The organism is Aquidulcibacter sp. (assembly GCF_049239865.1).
Lineage (GTDB): Bacteria > Pseudomonadota > Alphaproteobacteria > Caulobacterales > Aquidulcibacteraceae > Aquidulcibacter.
Genome location: NZ_JBMLTR010000138.1, coordinates 1 through 12,695, shown reverse-complemented (window position 1 = coordinate 12,695; position 12,695 = coordinate 1). Strand labels below are relative to the sequence as shown.

Annotated in this window: 13 protein-coding genes and 1 riboswitch; of the genes, 9 read left to right on the top strand and 4 right to left on the bottom strand. The window is 56.3% G+C overall.

What is annotated here, in order from left to right:
• Positions 1-687: 687 nt before the first annotated feature.
• The gene (locus ACOVRA_RS10135; protein WP_421720192.1) at positions 688-1,572 is read right to left on the bottom strand and encodes an SDR family oxidoreductase; all 885 of its coding nucleotides are present in this window, start codon (positions 1,570-1,572) and stop codon (positions 688-690) included.
• Positions 1,573-1,664: 92 nt separating this feature from the next.
• On the opposite strand from ACOVRA_RS10135, the gene ACOVRA_RS10130 reads away from it, so the two are divergent.
• Entirely contained in the window at positions 1,665-2,579 is a 915-nt protein-coding gene (locus ACOVRA_RS10130) for a LysR family transcriptional regulator (protein WP_298227161.1), read from the top strand.
• A gap of 111 nt (positions 2,580-2,690) precedes the next feature.
• Here ACOVRA_RS10130 and ACOVRA_RS10125 read toward each other — a convergent pair whose 3' ends face one another.
• The 3 genes from ACOVRA_RS10125 to ACOVRA_RS10115 all read right to left on the bottom strand — a co-directional run bounded on the left by ACOVRA_RS10125 (position 2,691) and on the right by ACOVRA_RS10115 (position 4,690).
• Entirely contained in the window at positions 2,691-3,761 is a 1,071-nt protein-coding gene (locus ACOVRA_RS10125; protein WP_421720191.1) for a glutathione S-transferase family protein, read from the bottom strand.
• Between the two features lie 313 nt (positions 3,762-4,074).
• Positions 4,075-4,383 (bottom strand): HigA family addiction module antitoxin, encoded by a 309-nt coding sequence (locus ACOVRA_RS10120; RefSeq protein WP_298227164.1) that lies wholly within the window; start codon positions 4,381-4,383, stop codon positions 4,075-4,077.
• Between the two features lie 10 nt (positions 4,384-4,393).
• On the bottom strand, positions 4,394-4,690 hold the full coding sequence (locus ACOVRA_RS10115; protein WP_421720190.1) for a type II toxin-antitoxin system RelE/ParE family toxin: 297 nt from the start codon (positions 4,688-4,690) through the stop codon (positions 4,394-4,396).
• Positions 4,691-4,871: 181 nt separating this feature from the next.
• Between ACOVRA_RS10115 and ACOVRA_RS10110 the strand changes: the two genes are divergently transcribed.
• The 8 genes from ACOVRA_RS10110 (at position 4,872) to ACOVRA_RS10075 (ending at position 12,474) form a co-directional block, all read left to right on the top strand.
• Positions 4,872-5,231 (top strand): PRC-barrel domain-containing protein, encoded by a 360-nt coding sequence (locus tag ACOVRA_RS10110; RefSeq protein ID WP_290800886.1) that lies wholly within the window; start codon positions 4,872-4,874, stop codon positions 5,229-5,231.
• Between the two features lie 9 nt (positions 5,232-5,240).
• Positions 5,241-5,387, top strand: coding sequence for a hypothetical protein (locus tag ACOVRA_RS10105; protein ID WP_298227168.1), 147 nt, complete (start codon positions 5,241-5,243; stop codon positions 5,385-5,387).
• Between the two features lie 64 nt (positions 5,388-5,451).
• A riboswitch (cobalamin riboswitch) is annotated at positions 5,452-5,674 on the top strand.
• 173 nt (positions 5,675-5,847) lie between these two features.
• Complete coding sequence (locus ACOVRA_RS10100) at positions 5,848-7,776, top strand: TonB-dependent receptor plug domain-containing protein (protein ID WP_421720189.1); 1,929 nt, start codon at positions 5,848-5,850, stop codon at positions 7,774-7,776.
• A complete protein-coding gene (locus tag ACOVRA_RS10095; protein ID WP_421720188.1) occupies positions 7,763-8,647 on the top strand; it encodes an ABC transporter substrate-binding protein in 885 nt (294 codons plus the stop codon). Before ACOVRA_RS10100 ends, ACOVRA_RS10095 begins: the two co-directional genes overlap by 14 nt.
• On the top strand, positions 8,644-9,651 hold the full coding sequence (locus ACOVRA_RS10090; protein WP_421720187.1) for a FecCD family ABC transporter permease: 1,008 nt from the start codon (positions 8,644-8,646) through the stop codon (positions 9,649-9,651). Before ACOVRA_RS10095 ends, ACOVRA_RS10090 begins: the two co-directional genes overlap by 4 nt.
• Entirely contained in the window at positions 9,648-10,406 is a 759-nt protein-coding gene (locus ACOVRA_RS10085) for an ABC transporter ATP-binding protein (protein ID WP_421720186.1), read from the top strand. The genes ACOVRA_RS10090 and ACOVRA_RS10085 overlap by 4 nt, the downstream gene beginning before the upstream one ends.
• A gap of 503 nt (positions 10,407-10,909) precedes the next feature.
• Positions 10,910-11,374 (top strand): curli assembly protein CsgF, encoded by a 465-nt coding sequence (locus ACOVRA_RS10080; protein WP_421720185.1) that lies wholly within the window; start codon positions 10,910-10,912, stop codon positions 11,372-11,374.
• Positions 11,371-12,474, top strand: a complete 1,104-nt coding sequence (locus ACOVRA_RS10075) for a CsgG/HfaB family protein (protein WP_421720184.1) — start codon at positions 11,371-11,373, stop codon at positions 12,472-12,474. The genes ACOVRA_RS10080 and ACOVRA_RS10075 overlap by 4 nt, the downstream gene beginning before the upstream one ends.
• Positions 12,475-12,695 lie beyond the last annotated feature (221 nt).

Genomic DNA, 12,695 nt, shown 5'->3' with positions numbered 1-12,695 from the left:
CTCCGTCTCCGCCAGTTTTTTCTTATATGGCTAGGCGCTTTAGGGCTGTTTGCGGTTCGGGTTGTGGCACGAATATCGCGAGGGATGTCTCATTCTTGCGTCACTCCCCGGCGCGATTTTTGGCTGCCGTGAATTTGTTCGGCCGTTAGCGCGCTTCCCCTGTCCTTGCTCAGGTCCCGCCAGAAACAACTTTGCCGCAGGGTATCATTTTTCGCCAGACCACGACCGTTGTCATACACGAGCTCCAAATTTAAGTGCGTAACCGTGACGCCTTGGTCGGCTTCCTACCTATAGCCGATGCTGAATTGGACTAGACTACTTGTCTTGTGCGCAAGCGGTTCAAGAATGGCGAAAGCTAGCGGATAGTCATTTTAGAAGATGGCTAGCGGGCCACACCCCCGTCCTGATGATCCCAACTGAGAGCCCGCTTGGCTCTGTACTTGTGTCATCTGCGCAACCGAAGGCGTGGCTCGTTTGGTCAGCGCCTAAGCCATCAAGCACTTTACTAGGACTTGGCGAAACGGCATCTGCGAGACCGCTTTGCAAGGTCAGAATTGTCACCAAGCCTTGGCCCAAAACTTCTGAGATCAATATTTGGTTGGCAGTCTTTGCCCTTTCCTTACCGAGTGAATGGTCGGTAGAAACCAAGACACCACTCGCGACGGCGCAGTGTCCTGGCCCGTCAGGTTAAACCGATTTAGTTTCGCCCATTGCGACCTGCAGCATAGCCTCGATGCCGAGATTAGCGTAAACACCAGCTGTGACCTGCGCGAGATGGTGATTGTATTCCCTGATTGGTCCACCCATGCCGATCCGGTCGACCTCGGTGCGGAATGGCCGGGTTCCATGCGCCATAGCAATGATAGCAACGATCGCGTCCGCGACGATTTGAGGTGCCTGTTCTGGATTTTGCGCCAGAAAGCCCTCGAATTGCTGCAGCGACAATTGGGGGGCTGTGGCCATCGCCCCGTAGCTTTTGTCGCGGTCACGTGACGTTGGGTGCTTCATATTGGCAATGAAGCCTGTCGGGAAACCGCCTGGTTCAACGATGGCGACTTCAACACCAAAGGCACTCAACTCGGCACGATAATTTTCAGATAGCGCTTCGACCGCCCATTTTGAGGCTATATATGGGCCGTAGAATGGCATCGATATGCGTCCAAGTAAGCTTGAAATATTAAGGATCAGGCCGTTTCCGCGTGCGCGCATCGCCGGCACGATTGCGCGGATCATGCGCTGGACACCGAACAGATTGATGTCAAAGATATGGCTGAAATCCTCGGGACTGAAGTTTTCTAGTAATCCATGTGCGCCGACGCCTGCGTTGTTGATCAGCACGTCGATATCGCCGACATGGCTTACCGCTTCTGTCACGCCATCGGTCACTGATTTATCATCTGTCACATCAATTTCAGTAATTTCGGCACCGAGTTCGCGCAGACGCAGTGCTACATCGCGATTGCGGCCGTGGACGTCGCGCATGGATCCAACCACGCGATGACCGGCTTTGAGTAAGTCACTCGTTATGAGTTGGCCAAACCCGCTATTAGCGCCTGTAATGAGGATATTCATGTCTGTCTCCATCGTTCATGCCGGATTGGCGGATTGATGAAGGCGGGATAGAAGAGCTTCACTTTTTAGAACAGAGAGCGGATTGTGAACTGATGGTTGCTGAATTTAGAACAATCGGGCTGGGTGCTTTGCACGTCTTTCATACTGTTGCACGTCTAGGCGGTATAAGCGCGGCGGCAAACCATCTCGGCATGGCTAAGTCGGGGGTTAGTCGTCACGTCGCCCAACTCGAAGAACATTTCGCAGTCCGCTTGCTAGAGCGCGGTTCCCGTTCTGTGCGCCTCACGCCGGTTGGTCGTAAACTAGATGAGCGCATTCAGTCTATTTTGGCTGAGATTGATTTGTTAGGCGACATCGCCCATGCGGAGCGTGCTGGTGTCTCAGGCCAAGTGACGATTGCGGCCACACCAGAGTTTGGAGCGCTAGTTGCCGAGCGTCTCTTCCCAGAGGTTCGTCAGCGCCATCCTGATCTGAGTCTTGTGATGCGCACGGGCTATACTTTCGAGGATATGCAAGATCCTAACACGGATCTCGCCGTGCGGATCGGCAGCGTCGATGATGAAAATCTGGTGGCGAGGCCTATTGGTAGCTTTTCTCGATGGCTCGTGGCGGCACCTCAAGTGAATGCGACCGCTTCCGTAAAAACACCATATGACCTTAAGTCTCGGCCATGTTTGACCTTTCGCGGTGATCGACCCAGTGCCGCATGGCGCCTCATTTCAGGCAAAGGCGAAGCAGCCGTAGAGGTGAGTGGTCCTTTTGCGGTGCGCAACTTCACAATCTTAAATCAACTTGCGCGAGCAGGACATGGGATCGCCTTTTTACCGAATTTCATGTTAGACGACGATCTCACCCGTGGCTTTCTAGTCCGCTGTCTGCCCGAATGGGCGTCGCCTGCCACGCCGGTCTTTTTGACATTCCGTCCTGGCGCTCGAAAAGTTGCAAGGATTTCTGCGGTTCTCGACATTGCCCAAGAGGTCCTCCCAGATCTTCTCGAGCGTAGGTAAGAATAGGTTATGATCCGATGGAATCGATAGTTGCACCTTGGATGAAATCCAAGCTTGGCAGCCGTGGCTTCCAAGGGTCTCTCCAGTAGAAATCATTGGTTGGATCAAACCTTATTGCCAATGGCGGTTTGCAATCCTACGCCCTTTTGTTGGTGGCGACGGGTTCACGTCCAACGCCTTACCGTCCAGTTTGATCTCGAAACCAATGCGCGCAGAAACTTTGCTCTGTTCTGCTTTTGAAAGTGCCGCGAATTGTCGACATAGGTTCAGCCAGCAGTCTGCACGATAGGGCGAGGCGGGAATTTCAAACTGGCCGCCGAAACTCTCGAAACGGACGCGCGGGGCTTTGTTGGCGACTGCCTCCAAATTGGCTTTGAGGTAGGGCAGATAGTCCGCTCCGATACAGTGGAGCAGCGGGTCAAGATCGGCAGGCGCACCTGCGACGGGGGTGGCACTGGCAAGATTATCCGGCGTCGTAGCCCATAAATCTGCTGTCCATCGCAAGACATTTGGTGCCCGCTCCCTCAGGATGGCTGCCGGGGTTGGGTCGTGCGAGAAATGGCGAAACATGGGGCCGAAAAGCCCGAAATCGGCTTCGCAGGGTCGATCGCCGAACAGAAAGGGCCGTGCAGCAAAAACCGGCTCCAACAGATCGAGCAGAATTAGGTAATGGCGTTCTATGGCGGGGCTGTTTTCGCGGGTCACGCCGTCACCGCGTAGATATTCGAATTGTTGGCGCTTCGTTATCCAAAAGCTACGAAGCCACAGCGGTGCAGGCAGGTCGCGCAGTAGGGTTCTGGCGATTTGGCGCCCCATCAGCCGGGAATCCTCCGCAAATGTCCAGCGATAGTAAAGGGCAGGGCGCCAAAGCCATTCATCGAAAGCATCTTCAAGCAAGCGGCTCAGAAAGACACCACTTGCCGTTGATGGGCGAAAACGTGGCTCGGCCACATGGTCCTCAAAATGTGCGATTATGGCTGTTGTGTCGGTCAGCCAAGCCCCCTGCGGGGTGAGGAGTTGCGGCATCTGGGCCACCCCAGTTTCTCTGGCGCACTGTTGGAAGTCGGCCAATTTCATCTCGACGAACTTGAACGCAATGCCCTTGGCGCGCAGATAGGCTTCGAGTTTGCCTGTGAAATAGGAAAGCTTGAGCCCATATAAGGTGTAAGGCTGCTCCGTCATGCCACCTGCCGCCACCGAAAGACGTTAAGGCAGTCAGGCAAACGAAGGATTGCTGACACAGTGCGGGACCATGTTTTCGCCCTATGGTTCGGGAGCAGCATGTAAATATCCCAATTGGAGACGCAGCCTTGTCCGGTTTTTGGCATAAATAGTGTCATTAGGTCAATGGCGGTCAGACCTAGTATTCCGAAGGCCCATTGCCGCGCGTTCACCATTCAGTTTAGCGCTTGCGCACCAGTTGAGACACTTCGTCGTAAATTGCCGCCTTGCGAGTTCCCTTCTCCAATGGCCGCAACCTTTCGATTGCTTAGCACTAAGCCGCAAATGTCAGTGGCTTTGCGCGCGCGATCCTCTCTGCTTCCTTGGGTGAATGGATAGCTTCCCACAAATCCATCCGCCTTTGGGTATTGAGCCAAAAGTCGGCGCTATTGCCGAACACGCGGGCCAAGATCAACGCGGTTGGTGCGGTCACGGCGCGGCGGCCATTGCAAAGCTCGTTCACATGTTTGCGTTGAACGCCCATGGCTTCGGCCAATGCACCTTGCGTAAGGCCCAATGGCCCCATGAATTCCTCAACAAGAATCTCGCCAACACTGGCCGGGCGACGTTTGGAAGTGATCATTTTGGTGTCCTCACTGGTAAGAATGATCGTCGAGATAAAGGTCGCTTGCTTCCCCGCGCGCGCCGTTCCATCGGAAGATCAAGCGCCACTGCTTGTTCACCCGGATTGAATGATAGCCTTGTAAATTGCCCCGCAACTTTTCAAAGTGGTTGCTGGGCGGAACTCTCAAGTCGGCGTCAGTTGTCGCATCGTCGATCATTTGCAATTTTCGAAACAGGCGGGTCTCCAAATCAGAAGGGATAAGGCGAGAGCTTTGATCTTCGGAGAAGAAGTCCAAAAGCCAATGATGCCGAAACCCAATGATCAAGAAGTAGCTCCGCTAAAATTCTAGAGTTTTTGTACCACTCAATGGTACATACGACAAGCTTTTTGAAGGCTTTCTGTAAAGTGCGGCTGTGCTGTCGTTTTTGACTGCCCCCGCCCCACGCCGGAACCCCCAACGGCCTCACGCGTTTGATCGGTTCTCCCACTTTGAAATGGAAACCGTCATGCACGAAGAGAACATCAACAAAATCGTCGAACAAACCGATGCGATCCTGATCTCCAGTTCTAAGGTTGAAGGCGTTGGCGTTTACCGGCCTTCGGGCGACCGAATTGGCACGATCAAGCACATCATGATCAACAAGCGCACGGGCCAAGTGGCCTATGCGGTGATGAATTTTGGTGGATTTATGGGCCTAGGCGAAGGCGGTTATCCAATTGCTTGGGGTCTGCTGACCTTTCGGGAGCTGCCCGACGGCTATGTCGTCAATCTAACCGATGAAGAATTGGCCAATGGCCCCGATCGCTCGTTCGATTTGACCGGTACGACCGATCAAAAATGGGCCGATGGCGCGGCCAGCATATAGGAGGCGAGCATGATTGAAGACCCTCCCATCGTCAAAACTGGCGACGAAGCGCGTCAAGGCGTTCGCGTCAAAGGGATGACAACGGTTCTCGCCGTGTCCTTGGCTGCGGCCATCGTTTTGATCTCCATCATCGCTATGATGTCGGCGAACAAATAATCAGGCGGCCTCCTATCATCTTTGTGTGGCAGGAGGTCGCGCTTGGCAAAGCCAGCGCTTGCTGATAACCTCTCAGTTAGATGGTGCCTCAGGAAACTGGGGTGAAAAGGGAATGCTGTGCGAGGGTTAGCCCTCAAATCAGCAGCCGTGCCTGCGACCGTAAGCGGATAGCCGCGTTTCTCTTGGCCAAAGCCAAGATGTGCCACTGGGCCCCAAATGGGTTCGGGAAGGCCGAAACAAAGCCGTGACCCGTAAGTCGGGAGACCTGCCATCGCCGTCGTTCGTCCGTCCTGCCAGGGTCAGCGGGAAGGCCGGAGTTTACCTCCGATGCAACGACTGCAGGACGTGGGGCGCATGGTGCGCACCCGCCACTCTTGCATGCAAGGAGGATTGGCCGTGGATCAGCGGCCAACTAAAATCAATGACACGCAAACTTTGCCTCTTGGCAAGAACACTACTCGTGCCCGTCAGTGTGGCACTTTCCCCCTTCGCCTTTGTCACTTCGGTTGCCGCGCAAAGCGCCTTAGCCGCCCCGGCAGCCGGGCAAGCTGAAACCATTGTGGTCACCGCTACTCGGACTCCAACGCGGGCGTCGCGGGTTGGTTCCTCGGTTACGGTGATTGATGCCCCCGCGATTGCCCGCGCCCAGTCCATTCCTGTGATTGACCTGTTGCGTGATGTACCAGGCGTTGCCTTTAGCCGGACGGGTGGGGTCGGCAGTCTGACCACGGTGCGCATCCGCGGTGCGGAAAGCGACCAGACTGTCCTTTTGATCGACGGGGTGAAGCTTAACGATCCATCTGGCCCTGGTGGCGGGTTTAACTTCGCCAATTTGTTGGTTGGCAATCTCGAACGGATTGAAGTGCTACGTGGGCCGCAGTCGACTTTATATGGCAGCCAAGCCATGGGGGGCGTGGTGCAGATCATCACACGTTCGGGCGATGTGCCGTTTGGGGCCTCGGTCACGCTAGAAGGCGGGGATTTAAACACCAAGCGGGCGCGCGGTTCGGTGCGTGGGCAATTCGGCGACCTTTCGTATGTTCTAGCCGCAGGCCAGTTTGAGACCGATGGTGTCAGTTCGGCCAAGGCGGGCAAAGAGCGCGATGGCTATAAAAACACACTTGCGCAAAGTCGCCTCGACTATGCCTTCAATGATCACTTGAGCTTGGAAGCACGCGTCTTTTGGTCGGATAGCGATGTGGGTATCGATGGCTTCCCCGCGCCCAGTTTCGTGTTGGCTGACACATTAGAGAGATCAGAGACCGAGGAATTGATCGTCTATACGGGGGCAAATCTGACTTTGTTAGACGGCCGGTCGCGCACGCGCTTTGGGATTAGTGAAACCCAAACCGACCGAACCAATCTGAACCCCACTTTGGCCGTTCAAAACACCTTTGTCGGCAATGGCACCAATCGGCGGGCAGAGTTTCAATCAAGCTTGGACGTGACGCCACAGTTCCAGATTGTAGGTGGGGGTGAGTTTGAGCAATCCCGTCTGCGGACGGCCAGCCCATCGGTTTCCAATCCTAACCCCAGCCCCTTGCGGGCCAAGAGCGAATTAAGCGCGCTTTATTTGCAGGGCCAAGCCTCGCCTGCGTCTTGGTTGACGGCGACCTTGGGGGTGCGCTGGACCGACCATGATAGCTTTGGCGAAGCCCTGAATACGCGGGCAACGCTTGCGGCTTCCCTGAACCAAGGCAACACAATTGTGCGGGCGGCCCTGGCCGATGGCTTCAAGTCCCCGACGCCATTTCAGCTCTTCTCCAACTTTGGCAATGGCAAGCTACAACCCGAAGAAGCAAGCTCGGCAGAAATCGGGGTGGAACAGGCTTGGTTCTCACGCCGCTTGATCGGGTCGATCACCTATTTCCAGCGTGACACGATTAACCAGATCGACTTTGTCTCGTGCTTTGGCAATCCGGCGGCCATTTGCGTCGGGCGTCCAAGCGGGACCTATGACAATATTGCCCGCACCAAAGCCGATGGCACCGAGTTCACGCTGGAAGCCAAGCCAACCCCGCAACTTAGCCTGTCGGCAGGCTTTGCGACCTTGGATGCGCGCAACAAAGTTCGCGGTACAGCCAATTTCAATCGCCTTCTGCCGCGTCGCGCCAAGGAGACGGGCTTTACCACCATCGGCTATGTGTTCGACTTTGGTCTCGATTTCTCTGCGACCTATTCGCGTATAGGCGATAGCTTCAACAATGCGAGCAACACGGTAGTGATCAAGGGCTATGATCTGGTGACCTTGCGGGCGAGCCAGAAGATCAATGCCCATTGGACCGTCTTTGCCCGCGTCGAAAATGCGGGTGATGAGATTTATGAGACAATCACCGGCTATGGCTCGCCACGGCGACAGACATTGGTGGGGCTACGTGCGACCTTCTAAACTGGTCCTTGTCTTCTGCTTGTCGGTTGCGGCGGGGTGTTCCTCGCCGCAACCACAAGGCGCTGTGGCCCCTTACAATCAGGGCGAAGCGCCGTTGCGCGTTGTGTCACTCGATTTTTGTGCCGACCAATTTGTCATCAAGCTGGCAAACCGGGCTTCCATTGTTGCGGTCTCGCCCGATGCCACACGAGATTTCTCCTTCATGCGCGCCGAAGCCAAGGGCTTGAGGCAGGTTCGCCCAGATGCGGAGACGATTTTGGCCCTCAAGCCGGATGTGGTTGTCCGCTCTTACGGTGGTGGGCCGCAGATGGTGCCGTTTCTCGAAAGGGCGGGCATCAAAGTCCATCAAATCGGCTGGGGCGAGGATTTCACCGCTGTTCGCACCAATGTGCGCGAAGCCGCCGAAGCCTTAGGCCAACCCGCACGCGGCGAGGCCTTGGTGGCTGACTTCGATCGCAGGCTTGCAAGTCTAAAGCCCGCGCCACAGGTTTCAGCCCTTTATGTTACCCCAGGTGGCGTAACCACCGGGCCGGGCTCACTCGTTGATCGCATGATGGTCAAGGCAGGGCTGGTCAATTTTCAAACACAAAAGGGCTGGAATCCGCTACCCCTAGAGCGCTTGGCAACCGAGCAGCCAGCCATGGTGGTGACGGCCTTCTTTACCGCGCAAAGCCCACATCAGGATTATTGGAGCCAAGCGCGCCATCCGCTGGTGCGCCAGATGCTGACCGACCTGCCAGTTGCCCGCCTTGATGGTGGCGCAACAGCTTGTAGTGGGTGGTTTATGGTCGACGCCATGGAGGCGATGGCCGCTACAGGTCGCAGCATCCACGCCAAGACGGGCGCTTTGCCCAAGGATTTGCAGCCATGAAGGTGCAAAACCACACGCCGACTTTGATCCTGACGCTGGTGGTTTTAAGCGTGCTGGCGCTCGCTGCGTCCTGCTTGATGGGCGTCACACCTTTACCGCTTAATCGCCAATTGGCTGCCTTTGTCGGGGCAGGGGATGCGCAAGCAGAGTTGATTGTCTGGGAAATTCGTCTCCCTCGCGCCTTGGCGGCCTTTGTCGTTGGCATGGCGCTGGCGGGCAGTGGGGCAGCGCTACAAGGCCTCTTACGCAATCCATTGGCAGAGCCCGGCGTGCTGGGCGTTTCGGCGATGTCCAGCCTATTTGCCGTCATCACCATTTACTGGGGCTTTGTACAGGTTTCGCCTTGGGTGTTGCCCTTAGCCGCTATCGCTGGGGCCTTGCTCGCGACAGGACTACTCGCCCTCGTCGCGCCACGAGTCCAATCGGTTGTGACTTTGGTGCTCGTGGGCGTTGGGATATCCAGCCTCGCTGGGGCCTTTATGTCACTCCTCCTCAATCTGGCCCCCAATCCTTTCACCTTGTCGGACATGATGAATTGGATGATGGGATCGGTCGCCAATCGGTCGCTGGAAGACCTGTGGCTAGCCGCGCCCTTCCTTGTGGCAGGCGCTATCGCGATCGGGTTGGCGGCACCTGGCCTGCGGGCTTTGACCTTGGGCGAAGAGGCCGCCAGCGCAATCGGTTTAGATGTGGGCCGTTCGCGCATCTGGGTGGTGCTGGGGACAGGGCTTTTGACCGGGGCGGCGGTCTCTGTTGCAGGGGCGGTCGGCTTTGTTGGCATTATCGCGCCGCATTTGGTGCGACCACTCGTGGGCCATGACCCGGCGCGCACCCTCTTGCCCGCAGCCTTGTTAGGCGGCCTCGTGCTGGTGGTCGCAGATCTGATCGCGAGGCTCGTGCCCACAGGCCAAGAGCTCAAGCTTGGCGTCGTCGCCGCTTTGATCGGCGCGCCCATCTTCATCTGGATTGCCGTCCGTCGCCGCACGCTGGAGGCCGATCAATGAGCCTGAAGCTGCATGAGGCCAGCGTCACCCTGCAAGGCGCACCGCTTTTGCGAGACGTCTCGTTTGAAGTTCAGCCGGGCAAGCTCGTGGGGCTTTTAGGCCCGAATGGTGCTGGCAAGACCACCGCCGTGCGTGCGCTCCTCGGCTTGCAGCCCCTCACTGCGGGGCAAGCCTATCTGGACTCACAACCGGCTCACAGCCTGAGCGCCAAGCAGCGGGCTTTAACTGTCTCCTATCTGCCCCAAGCCCGCAAGCTGGCTTGGCCAATCTCCGTGCGGGAGGCCGTTGCACTCGGCCGCTTTGCTTATGGTGGGCCGATGGGGCGTCTCGGGCCCGCCGATTCCGCTGCGGTTGAGGATGCCTTGAGCCGCTGTTCGCTCAAGGGCTTTGAAGATCGCGCCGTCACCAGCCTGTCGGGAGGGGAGTTGGCGCGCGTGCATCTGGCCCGTGCACTTGCCGCCCAAGCGCCTGCTCTAATCGCCGATGAACCGACAGCCGCACTCGACCCCGGCCACAGTTATGACGTCTTGGCCGCCCTGCAGGCCCAAGCACGCGCAGGCCAAGCGGTGCTGGTCGTCCTACATGACCTCGCTTTAGCCGCGCGCTTCTGTGATGAGATCATCCTCTTGAACCAAGGCCAGCGCGTGATCCAAGCCCCACCCCAAGAAGCCTTGACCCCACCGATTCTAGCAGAGGTCTATGGCGTGAACGGCAGTTGGCACCGCGACCAATTGATTTTGTCAGGCAGAATCTAGCGCCAGTTTTGGACAGATCAAATGCGTGCGGCGGAAATTTGTGGATATCTTTGCCATCGGTTACCAAAAGTCTGCTTTTCGACACCAATTTAGACGTCCAATATAATTGACACATTTTTCGGGCTATTTTAACTTCCGCCGCGTCGATGATTTTGGCGCTATTGTGACCTTTGTATTCAGGTTTTAAAGTAAATAATTTAGCCTTTTGTAGTATTAAATTCACATTTCTGCGAAGATCAATTAAAGCCAAAGCCCTATCTAGATCAGTTTTTCTCCAAATTGGGGAATTATGTAACCTTTAGTAACCATATTAGGGTAAACAAGTTAACTGTATTAAATTTCAGTTTACTATATTTTTGTGATTGCCAGCAAATTACCCGTCGGTTAAGAAACGATTAAGCGCTTCGGTTCGGGGCGGTGGCCTTGTTTCGGCACCCTATGACGAACGCCCATTTCCAGTGTGTGTATTTCATAAAAACAAAACCTCATTGGTGGGGGCCGTTATGGCAAATTATCGTGGGAAGTCGCAGCAGTTCGTCTGCGCGCTCAGTTTCGCCGGATTGTTCGGCGCAGGCTTTATTGCCTTGACATTGCCCTCGGCAGCGTCGGCGCAAGACCTGACCTATAAGCCGATCAACCCAACTTTTGGCGGCAATTCCTTCAACTCGAACCACCTCCTGGGCGTGGCCAACGCACAGAATGATTATCGCGACAAGCGGCCCTCAACCAGCACGTCGCAGGCCGACGCTTTTGCGCGGCAATTGCAATCACGCCTCTTATCCGCCGTCTCGTCGCAAATCGTCGACGCCATCTTTGGCGACAATCCCCAAGAGCGTGGCAAGATCTCGCTGGGTGGGCAGACGATTGAGTTTGTGCGCGACCTCGTCAACGTCACCATCACCATTACCAATGACACGACTGGTGAAGTCACCACTTTGGTGGTGCCGCTCTTTGTGGAAATCAAATGATGCGCGCCCTGATCCTGTCACTCAGCCTGTTGAGCCTAGGTGGGTGTGTCTCCACCACGGCCAAGATGATGCCGATGGGCAAGAACCCATCGCTGCCGGCGATCCAACAGCAGACCAGCACCCAGCGCCTATTACAGGGCCTGCCAGCAGCTGAACGGCCGGTACCGGTTGCCGTCTACAACTTCTCTGACCAGACGGGTCAGTTCCGGTCGTCCGAAACAGGCCAAACCCTGTCGCGCGCGGTCAGTCAGGGCGGCACCTCCATCCTAATGAAGGCCTTGCAAGATGCCGGGCGGCGCAATTGGTTCACGGTGTTAGAGCGGGAAAACCTGTCTAACCTCTTGAATGAGCGGCAAATCATCCGCGAAATGCGCGAGCGTTATTTGGGCGAGACCAAGGTCAACCCAGAAGCTCTCCCATCCCTTCTCTTCGCTGGCGTGATTTTGAGCGGGGGTGTCGTCGGTTATGACACCAGCACCATGACAGGCGGGGCAGGGGCGGGCTTTTTGGGCATAAGCGCCCGCACCGAATATCGCCAAGATACGGTCACCGTCGCCTTGCGCGCCGTCTCGGTCCGCACCGGGGAAGTCTTGGCCCAGGTCACCACCACCAAATCCATCGCCTCTTATGCGGTGGGCGGCGGGGCCTTCCGCTATGTCGGCTTCAAACAGCTCTTGGAAGCTGAGACTGGCATGACGACGAATGAGCCCGATCAAGTCGCCTTGCAGCAAGCCATCGAGAAGGCAGTCTATGCCTTGATCATGGAAGGGGCAGAGCAACAATTATGGGCCTTCTCTGACACCAAGCGCGGCGGCGAACTCCTCGCCAGCTACCGGGATGAGCGCGAGGGCAAAGTCACCGCCGAGCAAGTGCGTGAAGCGACTAAGAAGGCCGAAAAGCGTCAAAAGAAGCAAAAACCCGCGCGCAAGGTCGAGGCAAAGCCGACAGCCAATGCCACCCCCGCGCGCCCCAAGATAGCCGCCGTCCAGCAGGTGCCGCTTCGCGGTCCGCAAACCATCGCTGAGACCGAGCTTACACCTTCTGCCCCTCGCAATCCCGCGACCGGCAAATCCGAACCGACCGCTAGGCCGGGAAATTAAAGGGGGGCGACCAGATCGATCAATCCTCTTGCATGCAGTGGCTAAGGCCTGTGACCCCACAGAAGCTTTAGGCCCTAGAACGATAAAATTGTAAATTACCCTGTTGAGAATGCTGGGATTTTCCAGCGAGAAACACAAAACAGTCGAGACATTCCGTCTGACTGAATACTGGAGCTATGACAATGAAAAAGCTAATTTTGGCATCTGTATCCGCCGTCGCA